Annotated in this window: 21 protein-coding genes; 11 read left to right on the forward strand and 10 right to left on the reverse strand. The window is 46.3% G+C overall.

What is annotated here, in order from left to right:
* Nucleotides 1-13: 13 nt before the first annotated feature.
* Nucleotides 14-910 (reverse strand): LysR family transcriptional regulator, encoded by an 897-nt coding sequence (locus tag OV592_RS01375; protein WP_406610153.1) that lies wholly within the window; start codon nucleotides 908-910, stop codon nucleotides 14-16.
* Between the two features lie 100 nt (nucleotides 911-1,010).
* On the opposite strand from OV592_RS01375, the gene OV592_RS01380 reads away from it, so the two are divergent.
* From OV592_RS01380 to OV592_RS01405, 6 genes are all read left to right on the forward strand, one after another.
* Entirely contained in the window at nucleotides 1,011-2,210 is a 1,200-nt protein-coding gene (locus OV592_RS01380) for a multidrug effflux MFS transporter (RefSeq protein ID WP_406610154.1), read from the forward strand.
* 45 nt (nucleotides 2,211-2,255) lie between these two features.
* Nucleotides 2,256-3,554 carry a condensation domain-containing protein gene (locus OV592_RS01385; RefSeq protein ID WP_406610155.1) on the forward strand — a complete coding sequence of 433 codons (1,299 nt, stop codon included), beginning with the start codon at nucleotides 2,256-2,258 and terminating at the stop codon, nucleotides 3,552-3,554.
* A 140-nt stretch (nucleotides 3,555-3,694) separates the two neighbouring features.
* Nucleotides 3,695-3,952, forward strand: a complete 258-nt coding sequence (locus OV592_RS01390; RefSeq protein ID WP_016399846.1) for a GrxA family glutaredoxin — start codon at nucleotides 3,695-3,697, stop codon at nucleotides 3,950-3,952.
* A gap of 165 nt (nucleotides 3,953-4,117) precedes the next feature.
* Nucleotides 4,118-4,312, forward strand: a complete 195-nt coding sequence (locus OV592_RS01395) for a DUF4250 domain-containing protein (protein ID WP_016399845.1) — start codon at nucleotides 4,118-4,120, stop codon at nucleotides 4,310-4,312.
* A 58-nt stretch (nucleotides 4,313-4,370) separates the two neighbouring features.
* The gene (locus OV592_RS01400) at nucleotides 4,371-4,964 is read left to right on the forward strand and encodes a hypothetical protein (RefSeq protein ID WP_406610156.1); all 594 of its coding nucleotides are present in this window, start codon (nucleotides 4,371-4,373) and stop codon (nucleotides 4,962-4,964) included.
* Between the two features lie 476 nt (nucleotides 4,965-5,440).
* Complete coding sequence (locus OV592_RS01405; RefSeq protein WP_406610157.1) at nucleotides 5,441-6,460, forward strand: porin; 1,020 nt, start codon at nucleotides 5,441-5,443, stop codon at nucleotides 6,458-6,460.
* Nucleotides 6,461-6,583: 123 nt separating this feature from the next.
* Here OV592_RS01405 and argA read toward each other — a convergent pair whose 3' ends face one another.
* Entirely contained in the window at nucleotides 6,584-7,915 is a 1,332-nt protein-coding gene (gene argA / locus OV592_RS01410; protein ID WP_016399842.1) for an amino-acid N-acetyltransferase, read from the reverse strand.
* Nucleotides 7,916-8,167: 252 nt separating this feature from the next.
* On the opposite strand from argA, the gene OV592_RS01415 reads away from it, so the two are divergent.
* Nucleotides 8,168-8,824 carry a TetR/AcrR family transcriptional regulator gene (locus OV592_RS01415; protein ID WP_016399841.1) on the forward strand — a complete coding sequence of 219 codons (657 nt, stop codon included), beginning with the start codon at nucleotides 8,168-8,170 and terminating at the stop codon, nucleotides 8,822-8,824.
* On the opposite strand, the gene OV592_RS01420 is transcribed toward OV592_RS01415, so the two are convergent.
* Nucleotides 8,816-9,028: a hypothetical protein gene (locus OV592_RS01420; RefSeq protein ID WP_016399840.1), complete on the reverse strand. Its 213-nt coding sequence runs from the start codon at nucleotides 9,026-9,028 to the stop codon at nucleotides 8,816-8,818. The genes OV592_RS01415 and OV592_RS01420 overlap by 9 nt on opposite strands.
* A 172-nt stretch (nucleotides 9,029-9,200) precedes the next feature.
* Between OV592_RS01420 and OV592_RS01425 the strand changes: the two genes are divergently transcribed.
* Complete coding sequence (locus OV592_RS01425; protein WP_016399839.1) at nucleotides 9,201-10,025, forward strand: HDOD domain-containing protein; 825 nt, start codon at nucleotides 9,201-9,203, stop codon at nucleotides 10,023-10,025.
* An 84-nt stretch (nucleotides 10,026-10,109) separates the two neighbouring features.
* Here the strand turns inward: OV592_RS01425 and OV592_RS01430 are convergent, their stop codons facing one another.
* The 4 genes from OV592_RS01430 to OV592_RS01445 form a co-directional block, all read right to left on the reverse strand.
* A complete protein-coding gene (locus OV592_RS01430) occupies nucleotides 10,110-13,253 on the reverse strand; it encodes an efflux RND transporter permease subunit (RefSeq protein ID WP_016399838.1) in 3,144 nt (1,047 codons plus the stop codon).
* A 47-nt stretch (nucleotides 13,254-13,300) separates the two neighbouring features.
* The gene (locus tag OV592_RS01435; RefSeq protein ID WP_406610158.1) at nucleotides 13,301-14,464 is read right to left on the reverse strand and encodes an efflux RND transporter periplasmic adaptor subunit; all 1,164 of its coding nucleotides are present in this window, start codon (nucleotides 14,462-14,464) and stop codon (nucleotides 13,301-13,303) included.
* A 17-nt stretch (nucleotides 14,465-14,481) separates the two neighbouring features.
* A complete protein-coding gene (locus tag OV592_RS01440; protein WP_406610159.1) occupies nucleotides 14,482-15,879 on the reverse strand; it encodes an efflux transporter outer membrane subunit in 1,398 nt (465 codons plus the stop codon).
* 113 nt (nucleotides 15,880-15,992) lie between these two features.
* Entirely contained in the window at nucleotides 15,993-16,715 is a 723-nt protein-coding gene (locus OV592_RS01445) for a glutamine amidotransferase-related protein (protein WP_406610160.1), read from the reverse strand.
* Nucleotides 16,716-16,829: 114 nt separating this feature from the next.
* Between OV592_RS01445 and OV592_RS01450 the strand changes: the two genes are divergently transcribed.
* Nucleotides 16,830-18,347, forward strand: coding sequence for an aldehyde dehydrogenase (locus OV592_RS01450; protein ID WP_406610161.1), 1,518 nt, complete (start codon nucleotides 16,830-16,832; stop codon nucleotides 18,345-18,347).
* Here the strand turns inward: OV592_RS01450 and OV592_RS01455 are convergent.
* Both OV592_RS01455 and speB read right to left on the reverse strand, forming a co-directional pair.
* On the reverse strand, nucleotides 18,325-18,528 hold the full coding sequence (locus tag OV592_RS01455) for a hypothetical protein (RefSeq protein ID WP_016399833.1): 204 nt from the start codon (nucleotides 18,526-18,528) through the stop codon (nucleotides 18,325-18,327). The two genes, OV592_RS01450 and OV592_RS01455, sit on opposite strands and share 23 nt — an antisense overlap.
* Before the next feature lie 116 nt (nucleotides 18,529-18,644).
* The gene (gene speB, locus OV592_RS01460) at nucleotides 18,645-19,568 is read right to left on the reverse strand and encodes an agmatinase (protein ID WP_406610162.1); all 924 of its coding nucleotides are present in this window, start codon (nucleotides 19,566-19,568) and stop codon (nucleotides 18,645-18,647) included.
* 258 nt (nucleotides 19,569-19,826) lie between these two features.
* Between speB and OV592_RS01465 the strand changes: the two genes are divergently transcribed.
* Both OV592_RS01465 and OV592_RS01470 read left to right on the forward strand, forming a co-directional pair.
* Entirely contained in the window at nucleotides 19,827-20,897 is a 1,071-nt protein-coding gene (locus OV592_RS01465) for an efflux RND transporter periplasmic adaptor subunit (RefSeq protein WP_406611407.1), read from the forward strand.
* Complete coding sequence (locus tag OV592_RS01470; RefSeq protein ID WP_406610164.1) at nucleotides 20,894-23,980, forward strand: efflux RND transporter permease subunit; 3,087 nt, start codon at nucleotides 20,894-20,896, stop codon at nucleotides 23,978-23,980. The genes OV592_RS01465 and OV592_RS01470 overlap by 4 nt, the downstream gene beginning before the upstream one ends.
* A gap of 68 nt (nucleotides 23,981-24,048) precedes the next feature.
* Here OV592_RS01470 and OV592_RS01475 read toward each other — a convergent pair whose 3' ends face one another.
* On the reverse strand, nucleotides 24,049-24,591 hold the full coding sequence (locus tag OV592_RS01475; protein WP_016399829.1) for a cupin domain-containing protein: 543 nt from the start codon (nucleotides 24,589-24,591) through the stop codon (nucleotides 24,049-24,051).
* Between the last annotated feature and the right edge of the window lie 4 nt (nucleotides 24,592-24,595).

Raw genomic sequence — 24,595 nt, forward strand, 5'->3', positions numbered from 1 at the left:
CACAAGCTGCCAGTTATTGATGGTTATTACTGGCGGCTTGGCTTTGTTCACGTAAGTGCTGTAAAAAGGCGCTTATATTGGGGTTTTCAAAACGCTGAGCTGGATAATAGGCGCATACGCTGCGTTGCTCAGACAATAAGCCAGGCAGCACTTCAACTAACTTCCCGTCTAATAGATGTTGTTGTACCAGATCTTCCGATACCAAGACTACACCCATATGGTGAACAGCTGCTTGAATGGCAGCCATAGGGTCGTGAGTAACAAAGCGACAAGCTTGGTTAAGCACAGTGCCCTCATTTAGTTTTACGCCGCCTGCTTTGATTTGCCCTTGCACCAACAATAGCGGTAGAGCTTGCAGTTGCTTTGCGCTTTGTATTGGGCCGCAATCCGCTAAAAATGTAGGGCTGGCAAAACACTTCACTGCGTAATTAAATAGATGCAGCATGCGATAGCTAGTGCTATCAAAATTGTCTAGTTGGCGTGTTACTACAATGTCGAGCGATAAATCTGGAATTTCCCCTGGCTCTACTTCTAATAACTCAATATTAAGGTGCGGATGCTTTGGCAAAAAAGAAGCAATTAAGGGCGTCACAAATAAACTGCCCGACACCGCAGGAGCGCCAATCGTGAGGCTGCCAGTTAAGCCAAGACTAGAGGGGCCAAGTTGTTGGCGCATATTATTGAACTGGCTTAACCAATCGCAACTTTGCAAATAAAACTGCTGGCCTTGCTCGGTGGTGCGCACCCTGCGAGTCGTACGTAATAACAATTGGCAATGCAATTGAGACTCTAACCAAGAGATGCGTTTGCTACAGGCTGAGGTAGTAATGTTAAGTTGCTGCGCTGCTTGCACAAAGCTGCTGCTTTCTACCACTGCTACGTAAGTTTGCACCGCGTTCAACCAATCCATATTCGGCCTCTTTTGATTAATTATTTCCTGGCGGGAAATAAATCATGTCTTTGATGAATGATTATCCGCTTTTGGCTTTGTTTTACAATGAAGAACGCTGATGTATTGGAGTTTATTAGTGAGCTATTCGCGAGTCCCGCTGTTTTTTTCTATTGCCTTTATTGCTTGTTCCCAATTAACCAATGGGTTGCTGGCGCCTGCCTTACCAGAAATGGCCACGCATTTTGCGGTAGAAGAGCATTTAGTGCAGCGCCTTATTGTGGTGTTTATTTTAGGCTTAGGCATATCCCAACTATTTTATGGCCCGCTAGCCGATAGTTATGGCAGGCGACGGGTATTTTGGATGGGGCAGGCAGTTTTCCTGGTGGGTAACCTACTCACGTTTTTGGGCTTTAATCATCTTGATTTGTTATTAGCCGGCGTACTAATTCAAGGTTTAGGTGCAGGCAGTAACCAGATACTGGCCCGCTGCTTAATTAGTGACAGTTATCGCGGTAAAGAGCTAAAGCATGGTTTTGCTTGGTTGGGCATGGCTGCGTCGGTTATTCCCGTTTTAGGTCCGGTTATTGGTGGCATAGTGACAGCTTACTGGGGCTGGCACTATCTATTTGTGATCATTGGTATTGCTGGCGCAAGTTTACTAATTATTGCTGCCAAGCTATTACCAGAAACCCAAACAGAAGTTGGCCCGCCGCTAAACTTGAACCGTGTGGCAAACGACTACTTAAGCTTGGCCTTCGATCGCCACTTTATTCATTACTCTAGCTTTGCTTGGATCGCCAGCATTGGTTTGATGTACATGATTAGTAGCGCACCTTTTGTATTGCAGCATGGCTTTGGTTTGTCGGCTGATGATTTTGGTTTAGTGATGATAATCCCGGCAGCAGGTTTGGCTTTGGGCAGTGCTTTTACTCGCCGCTTTAACGGTCGCTGGCCAGAGCAACACATTTTGCTGCTAGCGTCGCTGCTACCTTTTATTGCAGCGTTTATATTGCTCACCCATTCAAGCACGTTAATTTGGGTGATAATAGCGATGAGTTTGATCAGCATTAGCGTAGGGGCTATTTATCCTATTTCTCAATCTGGTTTGTTTGGCCACTTTTCGGGGCAAGCTGGCACGGTGTCTGCCTTAAGTGGCACAACGCAGATGACCCTTACCGCCTTAGCCGTTGGTGGCTTAACAACCGCCTTTATGCCTAGCCCAAGTGCGATGGCGATCATATTTAGCGTGATGGCTTTAGCTTTAATACTCAACATGGTGATCCAGATAGTGAAAGTGAAAGCGCCAACTATGCAATGATTGCTGCTTATTGAGTTATCTGCAGTTTACTTGCTTTAGGGGGTTATGATGACGATTCGCCAATTGGGAAAAACTGAGTCTTTGTTTGCCGAATTAACCAGCACGGGTGCCATGTTGGTGGTGAATGCGGTGACAGTGACAGGTAAGATAAACACTCACTTTATTCCGCGAATCCATCAGTTATTGCAACTTCGCCACCCGTTTTTGTCACTGTGTTTAAAACAAGTGGCGCAGCAATGGCAGTGGCAAGAGTGTTCTAGCCAGCCAGAACTTGAAGTGGCAGAAATTGATGAAAGCAAGCTGCCATTTTCCCAAGCATTGCGAGACACCATGCAGCAACAAACTAATACCCCGCTTAACGTTGGCGGCCCGCTTTGGCGGGTATCGGTTTTGTTAGATCAGCAGCAATCGGCTCTGGTGATTAGCATGCATCACAGTATTTGTGATGGCTTGTCGGCGGCTTCTTTATTAGCTGAGTGGTTAGAGCGGCACCAGCAAGTAGCTCAACAAAAAGTGCCAGATATTCAGCGCTTAAGTATTCGCGCTGGCGTTCACCAAGCCTTGGCCATGGATGAGTACTCGCCTGACGATAACCCTTTTGCCACTCCGATTAGTCCGGCTCAGGCAGGAGTATGGCTAAACCAAGCTGGTTTAAGGCAAAACCAACAGAATAAACTGGAGCTGTTGAATTTTAGCCAGCAACAATCTCAGCGTTTATTGGCGATAAGCCGTAAGCATCAAGTGAGCCTTACCATTACGCTTTATTGCGCAGCGATTGAAGTAGCCACAAAGATTGCTCGCTCACCAGTGAGTAAAGTAAGTGCAGGCGGTAATGCCAATGTTCGACCAATAGTTGAACCACCGGTAAATCAGCAAGAACTAGCTTGTTATGTTTCTATGTTCTCGTTTGAAGTAGCTAGCGATTCATCGCAAGGCTTTTGGCAACGCGCTCAGAAAATTAAACAGGCCTATAAAGAGAAGGTCGACTCTGGTCTGCACTTGGTGGCGTGCAACGACAATTGGTGGGAGGCGCAGGCACCACGCCGAGCCGATGATGAAATGCAGCAAGTTGCTGGCAGGTTCAATTGTTTACACCTATCTAATCTTGGGCCTTTAGAGCCGGTGTTTGACTCTTTGGAAGATTCTGGTTTAGTTCCCCAGCAATACTATTTTACTGCCGCTCAGCATTTGGTAGGGGCCATATTTTGGCTTGGGGCGCAAAGTGTCGCTGGCGCATTAAGTCTTACGATTAATTGTGTTGAACCGATGGTTGATCAAGCAATGCGTAACGACTTTAGCTGTTTGCTTAAACAAGGTTTGTTAGGCTTAATTGAAGAGCGTTGAGTGATGAAAGATAACGCTAACAGACGAGGTCTATAAGGTTTGATAGCTAGTACCTATCGCTAACAGTGAAATATTCGATTTTTTTATTTAGTAGCTAGCCGCTATAGTAGGGCTAATTCACATTGGTTTTGGAGTTTAAGATGTTTGCAGTAATTTTTGGTCGTCCTGGTTGCCCTTATTGTGTTCGTGCCAAGCAGATCGCCGAGCAATTAAGCGAAGCACACGAAGACTATAACTACCGTTATGTTGATATTCATGCTGAAGGCATCTCAAAAGCCGATCTTGAAAAAACTGTAGGTAAGCCGGTTGAAACTGTACCGCAGATTTTTGTTGACGAGAAACACGTTGGCGGGTGTACCGAGTATGAAGCACTAATGCGCGAACAGTTTGATATCTAATACAAGATTACCTCATTAAAGCCCGGCACTCGCCGGGCTTTTTGTCGTCCACTACTTAAGTAAACAAAAAAGTACAGCATTGTTGCTAGCGCTTAGCTACAAAAGTGAGGATTGTTTAACTAAGCTCAAATTAACTCGATGTAGCCAATAGATGAGGAGTTGATTATGGATGCGAGCTATATGTTGAACCTCGAAGCCAACATCTTATTAGGTATTGTGAACGAGAAACTGCGCTTAGAGTGTAATAGCCTAGAAGACCTAGCCTTAACCTTTGGTTTTGAAGAGCGCTCTTTAGCGCGCCGTTTAGAAACCATTGGTTACCATTACGATGTGATAACCAATCAATTTAAGGCGATTTAAACTTGGCTTAAGTTACTGAATGTTAGACACTGTTGATGTGTCTAACAGGAGGTGACCGATGCTAAGAAAAATAGGATTATTATTGGCGTGCTGTGTTTCGCTGCCCGCACTCGCGGATGTAAGCATTGGTGCTGGCTATACCTTTGGCGGTGAAATGACCGACTTGGACACTGAACAGACCTATTCGGTTCGTTCGGCTCCTTCTTATATGGCCGCCTTTGATTTTGCTACTAGTCGTGGTGAAAACCGCAAACGTGAGACTTACGAAAACTACGTGGGAGCGCTGGTTTCTTGGCAAAACACCGAGATGGACGACTCCGCCACTACCGATGTAGACGTAGTATATGCTCATTTAACAGCATCACGCCGATGGCAATACGAAAAATTTGAAACCTTTGCCAGCGGTGGCGCTGGTGTTACCCATTTTGCTGCCAGCCCAGGTAGTGATACCCAACGCTTTTCTATTAGCTTGGGGGGCGGTTACTTTTATCACCTCACTGAAAATCTCGATTTAAAACTAGAAGGCCGCCTATATGGCACCTTTGTAAACGAAGGTACTAAGATAGAGTGTGGCCCTGGTTGCCAAGTTACTTTTGTGGGTAGTTACTGGTCCCAATTGGGCTTAAATTTGGGGCTAAATTACCGATTTTAACCTCATGCACTAACAACATAATCTTCTGGTAAGTGCTGAAAAATATCAGCACTTACTAGGGGCTGTTAATCTTTCGCAGTTAAATTTTGTTCGCGGAAAAATCGTTTTAGGCGCGGAAAGGCGTGTGTCGCCTAGCATTCTAGGTAAACACGCCTTAACAAAGCATAAAACGATTTTAGCCGAACCCTTCGGGCAGCGTTTGTGGCTTATTTCTACTGCGTTATCAGCTTCTCATGTAGACTAACTACACATTAAAGCTTCTGCCTTGTATAAATAAGCCACAAATGGCTGCAAAAATCAGCTCGAACGATCAACAGCCCCTAAATAAACTGCTTAAAAAATAAACTCTTACAAACTATTCAATAAAGTTCCGCTGTCATTAATCTTTAATACTTCAGTCACCTAGCTGTCATTTTTCAACCCTAAGATTTGTTCAACTTTTACTTGATGTACTTCACACTTTTTTAGGGATTAAAATGAAAAAGCTTACTATTATCGCTCTGGCGGTTGCCGCTGCTTCTGGTTCAGCTAACGCTGCTAAAGTTTACGAAGATGAAAAACACGCTGTTGACCTATATGGCCGTGTATACGCTGGTTACACTGCTGGTGACGATGCTGGTAAATCTGACAACTTTGGTGCTGACCAATACGTTCGTTTTGGCGCTAAAGTTAAATCTCAGTTTGGTGAGTCAAGCTACGCTCTTGGTCGCTACGAGCTACAAATGGAAAACAACGGCGAAGGTGACAACACTTCAGCTACTAAAGCACGTTTAGCTTACGCTGGCTTCGGTGGCGACTTTGGTGAAGTAACTTTCGGTCGTAACTACGGTGCTTTAGAGCTAGTAGCCGATTGGACTGATTCAAGCTACGTTAACCCTTACGGTAACTCTGCGATTGGTATCAGCTCTAGCCGTGAAGAAGGTATTGGCCGTTCAGACAGCGTTCTTAAGTACGCTGGCGAGTTCAACAACTTCGACATCCACGCTTCTTACAAGTTTAACGATAACCAAAAAGACGAGACTACTGGTGCTAGCCAAGACAACTCTGCTTATGGTATCGCTTTAGCTTACAGCTTCGACTTTGGTTTAGGCCTAGGTGCTGGTTACAACATTGCTAACAATGGCGATGCTAAAGACAGCACAATGGCACTAGTTGGTGTTAACTACGACGCTAACGGTGTTTACGCTGCACTTAACTACTCAATGGGCGAAAACAACAAAGCCTTTAAATTGCACGGTTCTGACGCTAAGAACGAGCACACAGGTTACGAGTTAGTTGCTGGTTACAAGTTCACTAAAGCTTTCCGGGCGCAAGCAATGTGGAACAAAGCTGAAGTTGAAAACGAAGGCCAAGCTAAATACGACGCTGTTGATTACTACACTATCGAAGGTCGTTACGACCTGACTAAGCAACTACGCATTGTAGCTGCTTACCAAATCAACAACATCGACGACGCTGAAAACGAATTCCACTTCGCAGCACGCTACGACTTCTAAGGAAATGTAGTCAACACGCTAAGCGCCTACTTAGCGTGTTTCCTTATTATCTTGTGTATGTTTGTCTTTTTACCAGCTCTATCTAGAGCTGGTTTTTTGTATTTGGCTACTCAGCAATAAGGCTTAGTGAGTGATATCCATCATTAAGATCTTAGAGCGTCGTTGCAGGTTGTAGATAGCCTGCTTTTCGGTAGGAAGATCTTCAAAATCGGCAGGTGCAAAGCCGCGCTCTCTAAACCAATGAATGCTTTTAGTGGTTAGCACAAACAACTTGCTTAAGCCTTGTTGTCGAGCGCGTTTTACAATCGCTTGCAATAAGCGATCGCCACGGCTAGCTTGACGATATTGCGGGTGGCTAACTAAACAGGCCAGTTCGCCAATGTTTTCTTGTTCAAAGGCATAAAGTGCAGCACAGCCAATGATCATGCCGTCGCGCTCTACAATGGTAAATCGTTCAATTTCCATCTCCAGCAATTCGCGTGAGCGACGCACTAGTATGCCTTCTTCTTCTAATGGTCTTATTAACTCGATAATGCCATTAATGTCATCAAGCCTTGCTTCGCGCACCCGCTCGTAACTGTATTGAACTAGCTGGGTTCCACTGCCATCGCGGGTATAGAGCTCTTGCAGTAGCGCGCCATCTTGTTGATAGCTCACTAAGTGGCAACGATCAATGCCTCTATCACTACATTGGATAGCCGCGCGTAAGTAGCGAAGCGTGTCTTTGTCGGTTTCTCGAAGAAAGGGCTCAGAGCGCATCAGCTGATTAGCGGTGTCGGGCAATAGTTCGCTTACCAATTGACCTTTATCGTTATGAATGCCTTGCTCGGGGCAGAAGTAAATCACTTTGTCAGCTTTTAAAGAAACTGCTATTTCGGTGGTAATGTCTTCTGAACAGATATTAAACAGTTCGCCAGTTACGGAAACGCCTAATGGTGACACCATGACGATTTCGCCATGGTCCAACTGGCGCTTAATGCTCTGATGGTTAATGCGTCGTACCTTGCCAGTGTGCAAAAAGTCGATGCCATCTTCTACGCCAATGGGCTGGGCTACCACAAAGTTGCCACGCACCACGTTAATGTGGGCTTGATGCAAAGGTGAATTCACCAAACCCATAGATAGCTGGGCTTCAATATCCATTTGGATTTGGCCAACGGCTTGCTTAATGATGTTAAGGCTACGCTCGTCGGTGATACGCTGTTCACCGGCAAACAAACAACTATGTTGATGTGCTGCAATCAGACCATCGATTTGTGGTCGAGCGCCGCATACCAATACTATTTTAACCCCAAGGGTTTTAAGTAGCGCGATATCTTGGATGATATTGCTAAAATTGCCGCTGCTGCTGGCTTCGCCACTAAGCATTACAACAAAGGTTTTGCCTCGGTGGGCATTAATATAAGGCGCCGACTGACGAAACCAGTTGACTAAATCTTCGGCCGAGCGGTCCAAATTCTTCTCCGTGAATAACTAGCTACTAGATCTGACTAATGAGTCAGATATTTGTGTATTGTTGCATATTCCTTAGCATTGTCGAGCAATATGTTTTTCTTCATGACAAAACTTATACACAGTTATCTTATGCAAGAGTTGTTTAGTTAAGCTATGTGGAGTATAAGCTGCTGTATTATCTCAGCTAAGCTTCATTTAATCTGGATTAGCTGATGGAATTTAGATGATATTTTTATCAATGAGAGGGTGAATATGGAAAACTATGTCGTACCTGAGCATCTGGCGATGCGTAAGCAGCCTAGCCAAGAGCGAACCAGGCGACTAGTGGAGCACATCCTAGATAGCACATTGTCTCTTATCAAAGAGCAAGGCATGGCATCGGTAAATACCAACCTTATTGCTCAATATGCCGAAATCGACATTGCTTCTCTATACCGTTTCTTTAAGAACAAAGATGCGATCTTTTTTGCCCTCGCTAAGCGTTGGTTTGAAAAGGTCCAGCTAGTTGTTGCAGAGCACAACTTTCAACAAGTTGTTGGTAACATCGTAGAGTATAAAGACAGCACCCAGTTTCTGATTAATCAGCTACCAGAAACCGATGTTATGTTGGTGAGTTTTCATGAACTGTTCACTCATGATCAAGATTTTAAAGCCTTAGAGTATTGGCACCGCGAGATTGTGATACTCCACAGTAAACGTTCGTTTATTGAAAATGGCTCAAAGTGGGATGATGAAGCCCTAACCAGTGTTTGTTTGTATTTGTATGGTTTCACTCGAAACTTTATGGCGGGAACAATCGGTTTTAGCGCTGAAGAACATCAACATCAATTTACTTGGTTTCAAGTGATGTTAAATGAAGTGCGTGAGATGGTGTTGTTAGGCGAAGTGCCTGAGCAGTTTTTACGCTAAGGCGTCACTGACAATATGCGCTTGGCTGGCACTGGGGTATTCTTGCTCGTCAACCAAGCGTTCTGCACCTAAGCAATGTAACCACGAACCGTAATCTAAGGTTTTGTTTCCTAAAATTAATTCTTTTAGTACCTGTTCTGACAAACCTTGAGTAATAGGTTTACAGCTTGGCCAAGTTTTCCTGCCATTTTGTGCGATCGTCACTGTATTTTCCGCGCCTATAAGGTCAAACTATTCTGCATATAAGATTCAGTGTGGGTCAATTTGGTGATAAACAAGTCAGCTTGTTACACCAATGTGAAATGGCGCTCAATTTTTGACCAATTGGTAAGTGAAAGCATGCAGTGCTTCACATTATTTTTTTAGGGAGTAATCCATGGAACTGGAAGCCTTTTTCCAGCAGGTAAAAAAACTGCCAGTGATGCCGCAAATTATGCAGGAATTGCTGACCAGCATTAACGATGAGAATGTCGATTTACATCAGTTGGGTAAAAAGCTCGCTACTGATCAATCTTTGGGTGCCAATGTACTAAAAATGGCCAACTCGGCGGCGTTTCGCGGCATTAAACAAATTGACTCTATTGAAGCCGCAGCTATTCGCCTTGGTTTAAAGCGGGTTCGTTCATTGGTGGTTGCTGCGGGTTTAAATGGCATGATGCCAAGCAAAAACTTCGACCAACAGCAGTTCTGGAGCCAAGCCATGTATGTGGCGTTGCTAGCGCAGGCTTTAGCAAAAAGCACCGACATTGAACCGGAAATGGCGTTTACCTGCGGCATGTTACACAACTTTGGTGAATTACTAATAGCCAGTGCAACACCTGAAGAAGCGGGCTTAATTGAGTTGAGTTTAGAAACTGGGGAAACGCGGGTGTCGGCGCAACGTCAAACCCTAGGTTTAGATTATGCGCAAATTGGTGGAGAACTAGCGCGCCGTTGGAACTTTTCTCCAGTAATCACCGATGCCATTGAGCAGCAGCTTAATCCTATGGATTTTGAAGAAGTGTCTAAGCCAGCTGTACTAATCCGCTTGGCCATTTTTGCTCACCATGCGCTTAACGCCGGTTTAAGTAGTGAAACGGTGGCCAACAACTTACCTGCTCCTTTGTGTGAAGTGGTGGGGGTTGATAAACAGAAGGTGACCGAATTTATTGCCGACGCAGTAGAGCAAGGCGAGCAAATGGTTGCTACCAGCGTAGCTTAAACATAAGTCTGTTTAGACTAAAAAGGGATTAGCTAAGCTAATCCCTTTTTTGTTTGAGTGGCTTGTTTGAGTTAGGCATTTGGTTTAGTTAGTGGGAGATTCAAACCCTCGTAGCCACCACTGCTTGGCTTGTTTCAGTGCTCGTTGGGCGTCTTCTAACAACAGGTAGTTAACTGGCACAATCAACAACGTGATCATGGTGGCGAAGATAATGCCAAAGCCTAATGATACCGCCATGGGGATCAAAAATTGTGCTTGGGTACTTTTCTCGAAAATCAGCGGCATTAAACCTGCAAAAGTGGTGAGCGAGGTGAGAATTACTGCTCTAAAACGGGCCACGCCGGCATTGGCTACAGCGCTCATTAAGTCCACCCCTTTTTTACGTTGGCGATTAATGTAGTCCACCAATACTAGGCTGTCGTTTACCACCACCCCGGTCAGTGCCAGCATGCCCATCATGCTCATAATGGTTAATGGCATGCCCATAATCATGTGACCTAATACTGCACCCACTGCGCCATAGGGGATGATCGACATAACTACTAAGGGTTGCCAGTAAGAGCCAAATGGAATCGCCAATAAGCCGTAGATAACAAACAGTACAAACAACAAGCCAAAGCCTAAACTGCTAAAGGATTCTCGTTGTTCTTTGGCTTCGCCTTCTAAGCTAGCATTTACCTGTGGGTAGGCCACCAAGGTTTGGCTGAGCCACTGTTGCAGTTCAGTTTTGATCACCTCAATATTGGCTTGCTCTTTATTCACGTCAGCCCGGATATTTTGGGTGCGTAAGCGGTCTATGCGAGTAATCGTTGCTGGGCTTTGTGAAGGGGTAACGCTGGCCACTTCACTAAAAGGTAGTTCGGCCCCATCGGGGGTACGAATAAGCATGTTATTGAGATTGTACTGAGAGCGACGTTCACTGGCGGGATAGCGAACGTATACTTTTACATCTTCACGGCCACGTTGAATGCGCTGCACTTGATAACCAAAAAATGCACTTCTTACTTGCTGGGCTAAATCATTTAAGCTCAAACCTAGCGCTTGGGCTTGTGGTTTAATATTTAGTTGTAGCTCTAGTTTGCCGTCGGCCAGGCTGTCTTCAACATCAAATACCGCTGGGTATTCTTGTAGTTTTTGCTTGGTAAGGTCGGCAACCTGCGCCATCGCTGCAAAATCGTTACTGCTGAATTGCACATCTAAGGGCGAGCCACCGCGGCCTATTTCTGCCCTAAAGGTTAGGCTTTCTGCGCCAGGCAGGCTACCGATGAGTTGTCGCCATTCTCTGACTAAATCGCCACTGCTAATTGGGTTAGTGCGTGACTCGGGCGGCTCTATTTCAAATACCACTCGGCCTTTATTACTTTGGCCACTACCCGAGCCACCGCTAGAACCACTGGTGGCCAAAATATTCAAAATAACGCTATCGCCAGTTTCTTGGTCACGGTATTTTTCTTGTAATTCTAGGGCGGCACCGAGCATGCGATTAATGTAATCGTCGGTGGTATTAAAGGCGGTGCCCGCCGGCATTACTAAGGTGGCACGGGCGGTTTCACTAGGCACTCGAGGGAAGAAAATAAAACGTACCCAGCCAGCTGTGGCCAAAGACAACACTACCACAAAGATACTAATGGCGATGGCCGCACTTAGTAGTCGTCGAGATAGAGCAGCTTTTAGCAGCGGCTTATAAAACTTTAAAATAGCCGCTTCAAAGCCGTTGGCAAAGCGGTTTTGCCAATAGCTAAAACGCCCCGGATTATTACTTGCCGGTTTGATGTGTTTTAAGTGGGCGGGCAGAATCAACTTTGATTCCACCAAAGAAAACAGCAGTACCGGAATAACAATCAGTGGAATTTGTGCAAATATTTTGCCGCGTACGCCTTCAATCATCATTAATGGCATAAAAGCAGCAATGGTGGTGAGTACGCCAAAAGTAACCGGTACAGCCACTTCTTGCGTGCCTTTAATTGCGGCATGCAAGGGCTCTTCACCTGCTTTTAGATGAGTATATATATTCTCACCGGTGACAATGGCATCATCTACTAAGATCCCCAGCACCATGATAAAGGCAAATAGAGAGATAATATTGATGGTGACATCCATGGTTGGCATCAGCAGCAAGCCTCCCATAAAGCTAATGGGAATACCAATGCATACCCAAACCGCAATCGCGGGCCGTAGGAAGATTGCCAGTAACAAGGCCACCAATAAACAGCCTTGAATAGCACTGTTTTTTAAGGTGTTTAAACGAGCTTTTACGATTTTGGCACTGTCTCGCCAATAGTTGAGTGAGATGCCTTGTGGCAAATAAGACTGCTTATCGCTGATGTATTGTTTCACCGCATCGGAGATGGCAATGGCACTTTGATCGCCAACTCGATACACCTCAATCATTACTGCTGGTTGGTTATTGAAGCGGTTCTCGATGGGAGTTTCTTCAAAGCCATCGACCACCGTAGCAATGTCTGATAAGCGAATGCGGGTGCCGTCGGCGCGACTAATAATTAGTAGATTGGCAAACTCATCACCTACATAAGCTTGGCCTTTGGTGCGCAGTAATATCTCACCGCCCTGAGTTTTCACCGAACCTGCAGATAAATCTAGCGAAGCTTGGCTAATGGTTTGAGCAACTTTACTTAGCTCTAGGCCATATTCGCGCAGCTTTTGCTCGGAGACTTCGATAGAGATCTCGTACGGGGCGACTGAGTCCAGCTCGACCTGAGTGAGCTCGGGTAGCTGCAACAACTCATCACGAATCGACTCCGCTACTAAGCGCAATTCGCTATGGGCTAAGTCGCCGGAGACGGCAACGGTAATGGTTTCTCGCTTACGCTGGGTAAGGCTTACCACTGGGCGCTCAGCATCGCTAGGGAAGGTATTAATCGCATCGATACGTGACTTAATATCGCTCATTACGTCGCGAGTATCGTAGCGTGAGTTAATTTCGGCACTCACCCGAGCAGCGCCTTCTTGCGAGACTGAAGATATTTGGTCGATACCTTCTATGTCGCTAATCGCTTCTTCTATGCGAATGGCTAGGCTTTCTTCGCTTTCTTCTGGGCTGGATCCCGGCAAAGCGATGCTCACATTCACCATGTCTAATTCAAACTCAGGGAAAACTTCTAGCGGCAATCGAAATTTGGCCGAATATAAACCTAAGCCGACGATTAGCACCATTAGCAAGTTAGCGGCAACATGATTGCGAGTGAACCAAGCAATTAAGCCATGCATAATAGGCCTCTCCCTAAGGGGATTAATTGAATAATTTGCTGCATGGTTTAAGCTCCTATGGGCTTAGCGGGGGTACCACTAATTACCCTGCCAAGGGGCGTAGTTACTAACATTTGGCCGGCTTCAATACCGCCGTTCACAATATAACTTTGCTGATCTTGCCACAGAATATTGACTGATTTTCTTTGTAGTAATCCATCTTCCAATACAATCACTTGTTGCCCCGAATAGAGGGCGCTGCGAGGGATAATAAATACCTGCTCTAAGGTTTTTCCTTGAATTTGTGCGCTGACAAACTGGCCAATTTTAAGTGCCGGTTTGTTTTCGTTGGCGGGGCCGTATGGGTCATCAATTTTTGCCACTACAAAGAGTTGTCTACTGGCGCTATCTAGAGCTGCTTCACTGCGTTCTACCTTGGCTTGCCAATGGTATTCTTTAGCGCCAAAGTTAGTGCTTAAATCTACTAGAGGTTTACTGGTTGGGCTTTGGCTACGACGATAATTTTCGGGAATATTTAGTACGCTTTGCTCGTTCAAACTTAAAGGTAGGCGCACTTCTAAGTAGTCTATCGCATAGCTACTGGCGAGGTTTTTCCCACTGCTAACGTATTCACCCAACTCGACATTTTTTTCTAAAATTCTTCCGGCGTAACTGGCGCGGATCACGGTGCGTTCCAAATCCAATTTAGCGCGAGTTAACTTGGCTTTGGCCGAGGCCATGGCGGCTTCTTGGGCGGCCAATTGGGGTTTGCGTAAGACTAAGTCGTTGGCCGGTTTGCCTTTGCCTAAGCGTTTCCAGTCACGCAGGGCTTGTTCTACTTTGGCTTGTTCTTCGGCTAATTGCAGTTGGGTAGTTTGTAACTCTGCTTCGGCGATAGTGATGGCATTTTGGTAATCTCTGGCATCAATTTTAAGTAGCACTTCGCCTTTTTCAAAAAAAGCGCCCTCGCGAAAATTATCCGACACATAGGTAATACTGCCAGCTACTTGGGCGACTAGGTTGCTTTCGGTATGTGGGCGAATGGTTCCAAAGGAGCTAACACTGGCCTGATAACTCTGTAAACTGAGCGGACTCACTTCCACCGCGAGTTTAGCGAGTTCTGCTTGCGGTTTACGTTGAGCCTGTGGTTTGTTTGCCTTGATGTATTGGCTAATGAGTAGGCCAACAATAATCACCAACAGAGGCAGGCTAAGTCGTATCAGTTTGGCCATAATTGGCATCACTCCAGTTAAAATAATGGCTCGGAGGCAAAGGCCTCGCGAGTGGTTTGTGCTTGTTCGAGATGCCCACCTAGGGCGAGGTAAAGCTCGATACGATTTTGTAGCTGCAAGTTAAGCGCAGTAATGGCGCTGCTTTGGGCATCAAAGGCGCGGCGCTGCGACTCCAATACCGTGACATATTCATTTAAGCCGGCTAAGTAATTTTCAAAGGCTAAGGACTCAGCTTGTTTTGAGTCTTCGGCTGCGGTGGCGAGTAGCTGAGCGTTTTGGTACAGGCTAGGCTCGAGGGTGAGGCTTTCTTCCACTTCGCCAAAACTTGCCAATACTTGCTCTAAATATGCCGAGTTTAAACCTTGAGCAACCGCGTACTGTTGAAGTTGCTGATTCTCGCGACGAGCGGCATCAAAAATTGGCGCGGTGACTCCGGCAAACAAAGACCACACCAATGATTCACCATTAAGTAATTGGTTGAGTTGGCTGCTTTGCGTGCCGCCACTGGCAGTGAGGGTAAGGCTAGGGAAGCGGTCACGATAAGCTGCATACACCCGTAAGTCGGCAGCGGCTAGCCGATATTGAGCTGCTTTAATATCGTGGCGTCGAATTAATAACTCTGAGGGTAAACCTGCTGGTATAGCATCTAATGGCACGTTAAGTTGCCCGGCTACTTTAATGTCACCGCCGGGGTAGCGCCCGAGTAGTAGCTCTAGTTCGCGCTGTGCTTGAGTAAGTTGATTGTTTCGTGAGTTTAGCTGGGCCTGAGAAGCACTTAAGTCAGCACGCGCTAAGTAAACATCTAAGGCACTGTTTAAACCACTTTGATAGCTTTCTTCAATAATTTGCAGGTTGGCTTTGAGGTTGTTGTAACGCTCTTCTATGAGCTGTTGCTGCTGCTGAGCCTCAATCACGTTATACCATTGTTGCGCTGTGTTTGCGGCTAAACGAATTTGCGCTTGTTGCCATTGTTCAAAGCTTACTTTGGCATCTAACACTGCGGCTTGTTGCAAGGCATCAAGTTTTCCTAGCCAATCAATTTCCCAGCTAATATCTAGGCCTGCGCGCAGTTGAGTGGCGGTGCTACTATCGCTGCCACTGCGTTGGCCGGTTAAAAAGGCTTCAACATTTGGCCAGCTTTGTGAATCTTGGATTTTTACTTGGTAAAGCTGTTGGTCAAGGGCGAAGCCTTGTTGTTGTAACGCGGGATTATTGCTTAGCGCTTCAGTGATCAAGGTTTGGAGGTCACTAGGTAAGGCTTGCTCAAATCGCTGTTGATTGAATTGACCTTGCTGATATTCGCTGGTCCAGCTGGTGGTTGTGGCCACAGTATGCGGTTCATGAGCAGGCGTATCGTTCATACTGCAAGCGCTTAAACTTACAACAAGTAGCGTTATCCAAGCCCAACTAGCCACGTGCATTCCATGTCCTATGATTCAATCCTTACTATTAGTGTTATTTAACGTTTCTTGGATTGCATTGTCGAGTCTTCTAGTAAAGCTTTTACCTTTATTTACAGTTGCTTTGGCTAAACCTGGTGTTTAGCTTGACCCAAGCGATAAAGCTGCAAAATCCAAGAGAAGACCAGTTTTGCATCCAGTGGACGTACCAAACTTGTCTTAGCTAAAACGAACTGAGTAGGCGATAAGATCATTTGCCGTTTATCAATAAGGGCTTCTGCGTAGGCAAGCGGAAACTCGGGATGTCCTTGAATAGCAAAGGTATGTTGGCCTATTTGGAACATAAAGTTAGGACAAAAGTCACTGCTGGCTAGCAACTGGGCTTGTGCTGGAAGAGCGCTTACTTGGTCTTGGTGGCTCACTAAGATGGATAAGCTATCTTGCTCAGTCGGCTCTGCCCAAGTGGGCGCTTGAATAAGGGTGTTTTTAGCCACGCCTAAACCCCAACCCGCACTTGATTTTTCAACCTTGCCCTCTAGTGCACGAGCAATGATCTGATGGCCAAAACAAATTCCTGCCAAGGGGCGCTGCAATTGTTCACACTGCTGTACCCAAGCCACTAATTGTAAAATCCACGGCTGTTGATCGTAGGCATTATGTCGGCTGCCGGTAATTAAAAAACCATCAAATTGATTGAGTTTAGGCAGCTCACTGTTCAGTACATTGAACACTTCAAACTGTAGTTGTGAATCTTGCTCGCTCAGGTGCTTGATGAACATGTCGGGATATTCACCATGAATTTCAGCAAGTTGCTTATCAACTCGGTCACAATTTAGAATCGCAATTTGCATAGTAAAAACCTAAAGAATAGCTATATATTGACCATAAGCTGTTAAATAAACTGTATCAAGTATGGAATAAAATTTAATATTTGTGTAGTTTTGTTCATTATTGGGTAACAGTTGATGGATTCATCCGGAGGGAACATGGCGCAGCAGGATCTAGCTTATTGGCAACAACAAGCGCGGGAATTGGAATTCCCCACTAAGGCATTTATTAACGGAGCGTTTGTGGATGCGCAATCAGGAAAAACCTTTAGCAGCATTAACCCCGCGACCGGACAAGTGCTAGCCGAGGTAGCTGAGTGTGATGCTGCCGATGTTGAATTGGCGGTTAGCGCAGCACGAACAGCCTATCAAAGTGGAGTGTGGTCAAACCTTCCGCCAGCCGAGCGAAAGCAAAAGCTACAATCCTTTGCTCAACTGATTGAGCAGCATCAAACTCAACTCGCTTTGTTAGAAAGCCTAGACATGGGTAAACCTATTGGTGACGCTCTGTCCTACGATGCACCTGCCGCCGCGCGCTGTGTTGCTTGGAATGGTGAAGCGATAGATAAGGTTTATGATGAAGTCGCGCCAGTTACCAGCGAAGCTCTCGCATTAGTCACACGAGAGGCGCTGGGTGTAGTGGCAGCCATTGTGCCGTGGAACTTTCCCTTAGTGATGGCCTCGTGGAAGATTGGACCTGCCTTGGCCACTGGTAACTCGGTTATCTTAAAACCTTCGGAAAAATCCCCCTTAAGTGCACTGTATTTGGCGCAACTGGCGAAACAGGCGGGTATTCCAGACGGGGTGTTTAATGTGCTGCCAGGGTATGGACACACCGCTGGGCAAGCGTTGGCGCTGCACATGGATGTAGATTGCATTACCTTTACTGGCTCTACTGCTGTGGGTAAAAAATTGGTGGAGTTTACTGGGCAATCAAACTTAAAGCGTGCCTTTATGGAATGTGGCGGCAAGAGCCCGAACCTGGTGTGTGCTGATGTTGCCGATTTAAATAAAGCCGCTGCTACTGCAGTTGCAGCGATTTTTTATAATCAAGGTGAAGTGTGTACTGCGGGCTCTCGGCTTATCGTGCACCGCAGCGTGCATAAAGCTTTAGTAGATAAAATGCTAGCTCTTGTTGATAACTGGCAACCGGGCAACCCACTGGACCCCAACACCAGCATGGGGGCAATGGTTGATGAAGTACAAATGCAGCGAGTATTGGCATTTATAGAGCAAGCAAAAGCGCAGGGTGCCAAGCTGTTATGTGGTGGTGAGCAAGCTCTACCGGAAAGTGGTGGCTACTTCATCAAGCCAACTATTTTTGATGATGTAGATGCCAAGCTGGATATTGTGAAACAAGAAATATTTGGTCCGGTGTTAGTGATACAAGTGTTTGACGAGCTTGAGCAGGGCATTGCCTTAGCCAACGACACCGAATATGGCCTCGCCGCCGGAGTGTGGACCAGTGATATTAATACTGCGGTGCGCACTTCACGTGCCCTGCGCGCGGGTACGGTATTTGTGAACAATTGGGATGGCGGTGATATGACCATGCCCTTTGGTGGTTTTAAGCAGTCTGGCAATGGGCGCGACAAATCCTTGCACGCGCTAGAAAAATACACCGAGCTTAAGTCTACTTGGATTGATTTGACTTAGCGTTAATGGGATCGGGCTGCTCGATAAAGTGTTCTAAAATGAACTGTTGATCGAGTGGGTTCAAGTCAAAGCGAAACGCTACATCGTTTAAGGAGCGAGCATCATGACAATGGTGCTCGCCGATATACTTAACCGCTCTAATCAGATCGGTGCCCTTGGGCAATAAACAACAATCACTCATAGCATCCTCCTATACATCCTAATGAGGTGGCTAAGCCAAGATGTCACTGGCAATAAAATGTTGCCAGTTATCTTAGCTTGTCACTATAAGTATAGCTGTATTGGCTAGAGAGATAGTTAGGGGCGGTTTTTATCAGCCCAAAGGTGTAATAATTCCACTGCAATGGTCGCTGCGGCCAATGCTGTCACTTCGCTATTATCATAAGCAGGTGCTACTTCTACTACGTCCATGCCGACAAGGTTTAAACCCTTTAAGCCACGCAGGATTTGCAGTATTCGATTGCTGCTTAAACCGCCAGCTACTGGCGTGCCGGTGCCTGGCGCGTAGGCGGGATCTAAACAATCGATGTCGAAGCTAAGATAAACTGGCAAATCCGCCACTTGCTTACGTATGCTTTCTACCACTTGCTCAATGCTTAAGTTATTAGCTTGGTCAGCATCGATGACCGTGAATGGGTGGCCAACTCGCTCATACTCGGTACGAATACCTACCTGTACTGATTGCGCAGCGTCGATTAAGCCCTCTTTGGGCGCATGGTAAAACATGGTGCCGTGGTCGTAGCGGCTACCTTCGCTGTAGGTATCGGTGTGGGCATCAAAATGCACTAAGGCTAACTTTCCATGATGGTGTGCGTGAGCGCGCAATAGTGGCAGCGTAACAAAGTGATCGCCACCAAAGCTCAGCATGGTTTTGCCTGCTTGCAGCAGTTGCTTGGCGTAGACTTCGAGTCTTTCTACAAACTGTGCTTGCTCACCACAATCAAAAACTAAGTCACCGGCATCAACCAAGCTTACTCGCTCAAGCAAACTAAAATCCCAAGGCCAGCGCTTTTCTTCCCAAGCTAGGTTGACTGAGGCGCGGCGAATGGCATCAGGACCCAATCGAGCACCGGATCGCCCGGTTGTGGCTAAGTCAAAAGGCAGACCGGTGATTATTACGTCGGCATCACTTTGTTCGGGACGATGATCTAAGCGCTGCCGTAGAAAGGTATTTGCGTTGGAGTACAGCGAGTAATCAGGATGATCGGCAAGCGTGCTCATTATTTATTCCTTGCTATAAAATAGTTAACAATTCATTGTGAATTGCTTCTCTAATTACTACAAGTGTTTTGTATAAAATGACATAGCTAGCTTATTAGTAGAAAATAGCGGGCTAATTGAGCAAGCAAACACTAGACACTAAAGAGCACTCTTCCTACACTAAATGAAGCTCTCACTACTTTTAGTTACACGGACGTTTATATGCCTAGGCCATTATTTTCATTCACCTTTTTACTCATACCCCTTGCTTTGGGGGGGATGGCAGTGAATGCATTGAGTCAGCATGCTGTTGCCGCAGATGATGAACTGTTTGCCGACACTGCGGTAAATGTGCAACAAGTAAAAGCTTTTGTGCCGGTATTAAGTGAGGATTATGCGGTTGAACGGCAGTTTGTTGGGCAAGTTATAGCTAAACAACGTGCAGACATTGGCTTTGAACTAGCAGGTAAAATATCCAAAATATTCGTAGATGAAGGCGAACGTGTTGTGCAAGGTGATGTGTTGATGCAGCTAGACACCGAGCTGCTAGAAATTGAATACATTGACTTACAAGCGCAACTACAACAATTAGCAGCCGATGCTGCTCTAGTTCAAGCTAACTTAAAACGGGTTAAGTCCCTTAAGAGCGACGGTTATGCCTCGGCGCAAAGTGTCGATGAGTTGGTTGCCCAGCAAAAATCCTTAAAAGCCAATAAAGCGCGTATCGACGCCTCAATTAAAGCTAATCGCACCCGCATTGAAAAATCTACATTACTGGCTCCCTATAACGGTATTATCGATAAACGAACGGTGTCGGAAGGTACGGTAGTTGGCGCTTCTCAGCCGGTGCTGACGGTATTACAGCAAGGCGCCAACGAGGTAAAAGTAGGTGTGCCGGTGCGCTTGCTCGAGCAGGTTGATATGGTCACTCCTAAATCGGTAACAGTGGCTAAGCGTCATTATTCGGTAGATTTAGTGGCTGCGGGGGGGCAGGTTGACCCGGTTACTCGCACCGTACAGCTGCGGTTTGCTTTACCTGATAACGATAGTTTGGTGAGTGGGCAATTGGCCTATCTAAATGTAGTGGAAACCGTTAAAGAGCCTGGCTATTGGGTGCCAGTGAGCGCGATTACCGATGGTGTGCGAGGCTTGTGGAATGTATATGCCATTGTGGCGCAAAGTGATGGCAGCTTTAAGTTAGAACGCCGTGATGTGAGTGTGCGATATGCCACCGAAGAGCAAGCATTTGTAAGAGGCGCGCTGCAAGCTGGCGAAGCCATTGTTGCCACAGGCATGCACCGCTACGTGCCTGGGCAAACCGTTAACCCAAGCAAGGCGCTTAGCCAATGATTGCAGCTATTTATAATAATGGGCGTTTAATTTCCTTACTTATAGCGCTTATTTTGGTGGCAGGCATGGGGGCGGTTAGCACCTTGCCACGCAGCGAAGACCCTAAAATAACCAGTCGTTTTGCCAGTATTGTGACCCAATATCCCGGAGCGTCTGCAGAACGGGTTGAAGCCTTGGTGACCGAATTAATCGAAAACAAAATTCGCAAATTGCCAGAGATTAAACGGGTTCAATCCTCTTCTCGTCCTGGCTTTTCGGTGCTGCAAGTTGAATTAAAAGATGAAGTTATCGATGTTGTTCCCGTATGGGCAAGGGTGCGTGATTTGGTGGGAGAACTCCCCCCCTTGTTGCCCTTGGGAAGTTCTGAGCCAGTAGTCGATGATGACCGAGGTTATGCGTTTACCACCTTGGTTGCACTGCGTTGGACAGGCCCCGGAGATACCGATTTAGCCATTCTCGGCCGCTATGCTAAAGAGCTACAAAACCGCTTGCGCAATGTGGCAGGTACCGATTTTGTTGACTTACAAGGGCAGGGTGAAGAAGAAATACTGGTAGAAATTGAGCCCTACCAAGCAGGCGCTATGCAGCTAACTACCGAGCAAGTGTCGCAAATTATCGCCGGAGCGGACGCTAAGGTATCGGCGGGCGAACTGACTAACGATAATACACGGATGCAACTAGAGCTGGAGGGTGAACTTAACTCGCTAGAGCGGATTAAGAATATCCCAGTAAGCAGCGCCGAAAATGGTTATGTGTTCCGTTTAGGAGATTTGGCCAAGGTAACACGCCAGCTTAAATCTCCACCCGAGCAAATTGCTGTGGTTGAGCGCGATTATGCGGTGGTAGTGGGCATAAGAATGCTCTCTGAATATCGGGTTGATTTGTGGAGCGCCCGAGTGAACCAAGCATTGGATGACTACCGCACTATTTTGCCTAGTAATGTCAGTGCCGACATCATCTTTGAGCAAGATGGTTACACCGCCAAACGCTTAGGAGAGCTGGTGGTTAACGTGCTTATTGGTTTTGCCATTATTGTGGTGGTATTGCTGCTTACCTTAGGTTGGCGTTCGGCGCTGATTGTTGGTTTGTCACTGCCCTTGACGGTAATGTTTACCTTAGCCTGTATGAAATTTTATGGCTTGCCCATCCATCAAATGTCGGTAACTGGCTTGGTGGTGGCCTTGGGTATTATGGTGGACAACGCCATTGTAATGGCCGACACCATTGCCCAAAAGCGCCAGCAGGGCAAGAGCGGTTTACAGGCGGTAAAAGAGTCTTTAGCTCATTTATGGCTGCCGTTGCTGGGCTCTACCTTAACAACCATTCTTGCGTTTTTACCGATTGTATTAATGCCAGGGCCAGCGGGTGAGTTTGTTGGTGGTATTGCACTTAGCGTGATTTTCTCGCTAATTGGTTCTTACTTTATTTCGCATACCCTAGTAGCGATTTTCTCTGGGCACTTTTTGCCTTCACAACAAACTGCCGATCATTGGTACGAAAAAGGCGTGCAAGTTGCTTGGCTCAGCGGTGCCTTTAAAGCCTGTTTACGTACTAGTCTGCGCTATCCTAAACTAGCAATTATTGTGGTATCTAGCTTACCAATTTTGGGTTTCTACAGCGCCGGTAGTTTAACCGAGCAATTCTTTCCGCCGTCTGATCGTGACATGTTCCAAATTGAAGTGTACATGGCGCCGCAGTCGAGTATCTATGCCACCGAACGTTTGACCGAAAAGCTAACTGAGCATCTATATGCTAAAGAAGGAATTAGCTCGGTGAGTTGGTTTGTAGGCAACAACGCCCCATCGTTTTACTACAACTTGATGCTGCGCCAACAGGGGGCCAAAAACTACGCCCAAGCAATGATTAAGACTGACGACTTTAGGGCTGCGAATGACTTAATTCCTAAGCTACAAATCGAGTTTGATTTGCTCTATCCCGAAGCGCAAATTTTAGTCAGGAAGCTAGAACAGGGGCCTCCGTTTAATGCTCCAATTGAGCTGCGGGTTTACGGGCCAAACCTAGATAAACTTAAAGAACTGGGAGATCAATACCGCCGCATTCTTTCCGAGATCCCACACGTTACTCATACGCGCGCTACTTTGTTGGCGGGCACGCCCAAGGTGTGGTTAAAGGTTAATGAAGAAGCATCTCGCTTAAGCGGCATTGTATTAACTGATATTGCTGGTCAGTTACAGGCAAACCTGCAAGGTCGGATCAACGGTAGCGTGCTCGAGGCAAGTGAGTCTTTGCCGGTTAGGATCCGATTGGCTGATGAGCAACGTAAGCACGTTGAGAATTTAGGTGATATAACCCTTACCAGCCAAATAGCTGGGAATATACCGCTAGCGTCTATCGCTGAACTAGATATTCGCCCCAGCCGTGGCGAAATACCGCGCCGGAACGGTAAACGAGTAAATACCGTAGAAGGCTATTTGCAAACCGATATTCTGCCAGAACAGGTTTTGGAAGTATTTAGAGAGCGTTTAGAGCAAGCTGATATTCCGCTTCCCGCTGGATACAGCTTGGAGTTTGGTGGTGAAGGCGCCGAGCGTAATGAGGCGGTGGGCAATTTATTGGCCAGTGTCGGCATTATCGCGGTGCTACTGATTACTGTGGTGGTGCTGTCGTTTAACTCCTTCCGTTTAAGCTTCTTGATTATGATTACTGCTATTCAAGCGGCAGGTTTGGGTTTGTTAAGTGTATTTGTATTTAATTACCCCTTCGGATTTACCGTTATTATTGGGCTACTAGGTCTGGTGGGCTTAGCGATTAACGCGGCTATTGTGATTGTTGCGGAGCTAAAATCCGATGCCAAAGCCTGCGCTGGCGATCATGAATCGATATGTTTTGGGGTGCTTAGTTGTACTCGGCATATTACTTCTACCACCATCACCACGGTGGGTGGCTTCTTACCGCTAATTTTAGAAGGTGGCGGTTTTTGGCCGCCGTTTGCGGTGGCCATTGCTGGTGGTACGGTGCTTACCACTATGCTGTCATTCTTCTTTGTGCCAGTGGTCTTTTCGATAATTGCCAAAGGCAAACGCAAAATCCCATCGGTAGGTGAGCCCACTGTGGCGCATTAGTAAAGCCTCAAAGAATAAAAAAGCCGCTAAAGCGGCTTTTTTATTCAGTATTTTAGTCTCAATAGAGCTTAGAAAGTAGGTGGCGTCGCGGCGCTGATGAGCTCACACTCTTCCTTACTTTTATTGCGAAAGCGATGTGGCTTACGGGTTTCAAAGTAATAAGAATCACCAGCTTTTAGCACTTTAGATTTGCTGCCTACGGTAATTTCTATTTCTCCGCGGATTACAATGCCACCTTCTTCACCTTCGTGTTGAATAAACTCGGTGCCAGTATCGGCGCCTGGTGGGTAAATCTCGCGTAAAATCGCCAGCTGTCGGCCATTGTGTTTACTACCAACCAATAACATTTTGACCTTGCCGTCACCTAGGTCGGTAAGTTCTTCGGCGCTATAGAAAATCTTGTCGTCACTTTCCATTTCAAGGGTGAAAAACTCGCCCATTGAAATAGGAATCGCATCAAGTATTTTTTTTAAAGAGCCTACCGAAGGGTTAACTTGGTTTTGCTCAATTTGCGAGATCATGCTGTTAGTGACCCCGCTTAATTTGGCCAGTTCACGTTGCGAAATGCCGCGCATTAGGCGAATACTTTTAAGGCGTTTTCCAACATCCATTAAG

Source organism: Agarivorans sp. JK6 (genome assembly GCF_045277145.1).
Lineage (GTDB): Bacteria > Pseudomonadota > Gammaproteobacteria > Enterobacterales > Celerinatantimonadaceae > Agarivorans > Agarivorans albus.

Excerpts from the sequence above, each read along its gene's own strand:
- OV592_RS01375 (WP_406610153.1), bottom strand. The coding sequence starts at position 910 with ATGGATTGGTTGAACGCGGTGCAAACTTACGTAGCAGTGGTAGAAAGC.
- OV592_RS01380 (WP_406610154.1), top strand. The coding sequence starts at position 1,011 with ATGTATTGGAGTTTATTAGTGAGCTATTCGCGAGTCCCGCTGTTTTTT.
- OV592_RS01385 (WP_406610155.1), top strand. The coding sequence starts at position 2,256 with ATGATGACGATTCGCCAATTGGGAAAAACTGAGTCTTTGTTTGCCGAA.
- OV592_RS01390 (WP_016399846.1), top strand. The coding sequence starts at position 3,695 with ATGTTTGCAGTAATTTTTGGTCGTCCTGGTTGCCCTTATTGTGTTCGT.
- OV592_RS01395 (WP_016399845.1), top strand. The coding sequence starts at position 4,118 with ATGGATGCGAGCTATATGTTGAACCTCGAAGCCAACATCTTATTAGGT.
- OV592_RS01400 (WP_406610156.1), top strand. The coding sequence starts at position 4,371 with ATGCTAAGAAAAATAGGATTATTATTGGCGTGCTGTGTTTCGCTGCCC.
- OV592_RS01405 (WP_406610157.1), top strand. The coding sequence starts at position 5,441 with ATGAAAAAGCTTACTATTATCGCTCTGGCGGTTGCCGCTGCTTCTGGT.
- OV592_RS01415 (WP_016399841.1), top strand. The coding sequence starts at position 8,168 with ATGGAAAACTATGTCGTACCTGAGCATCTGGCGATGCGTAAGCAGCCT.
- OV592_RS01425 (WP_016399839.1), top strand. The coding sequence starts at position 9,201 with ATGGAACTGGAAGCCTTTTTCCAGCAGGTAAAAAAACTGCCAGTGATG.
- OV592_RS01430 (WP_016399838.1), bottom strand. The coding sequence starts at position 13,253 with ATGCATGGCTTAATTGCTTGGTTCACTCGCAATCATGTTGCCGCTAAC.
- OV592_RS01435 (WP_406610158.1), bottom strand. The coding sequence starts at position 14,464 with ATGGCCAAACTGATACGACTTAGCCTGCCTCTGTTGGTGATTATTGTT.
- OV592_RS01445 (WP_406610160.1), bottom strand. The coding sequence starts at position 16,715 with ATGCAAATTGCGATTCTAAATTGTGACCGAGTTGATAAGCAACTTGCT.
- OV592_RS01450 (WP_406610161.1), top strand. The coding sequence starts at position 16,830 with ATGGATTCATCCGGAGGGAACATGGCGCAGCAGGATCTAGCTTATTGG.
- OV592_RS01455 (WP_016399833.1), bottom strand. The coding sequence starts at position 18,528 with ATGAGTGATTGTTGTTTATTGCCCAAGGGCACCGATCTGATTAGAGCG.
- speB (WP_406610162.1), bottom strand. The coding sequence starts at position 19,568 with ATGAGCACGCTTGCCGATCATCCTGATTACTCGCTGTACTCCAACGCA.
- OV592_RS01465 (WP_406611407.1), top strand. The coding sequence starts at position 19,827 with ATGGCAGTGAATGCATTGAGTCAGCATGCTGTTGCCGCAGATGATGAA.
- OV592_RS01470 (WP_406610164.1), top strand. The coding sequence starts at position 20,894 with ATGATTGCAGCTATTTATAATAATGGGCGTTTAATTTCCTTACTTATA.
- OV592_RS01475 (WP_016399829.1), bottom strand. The coding sequence starts at position 24,591 with ATGGATGTTGGAAAACGCCTTAAAAGTATTCGCCTAATGCGCGGCATT.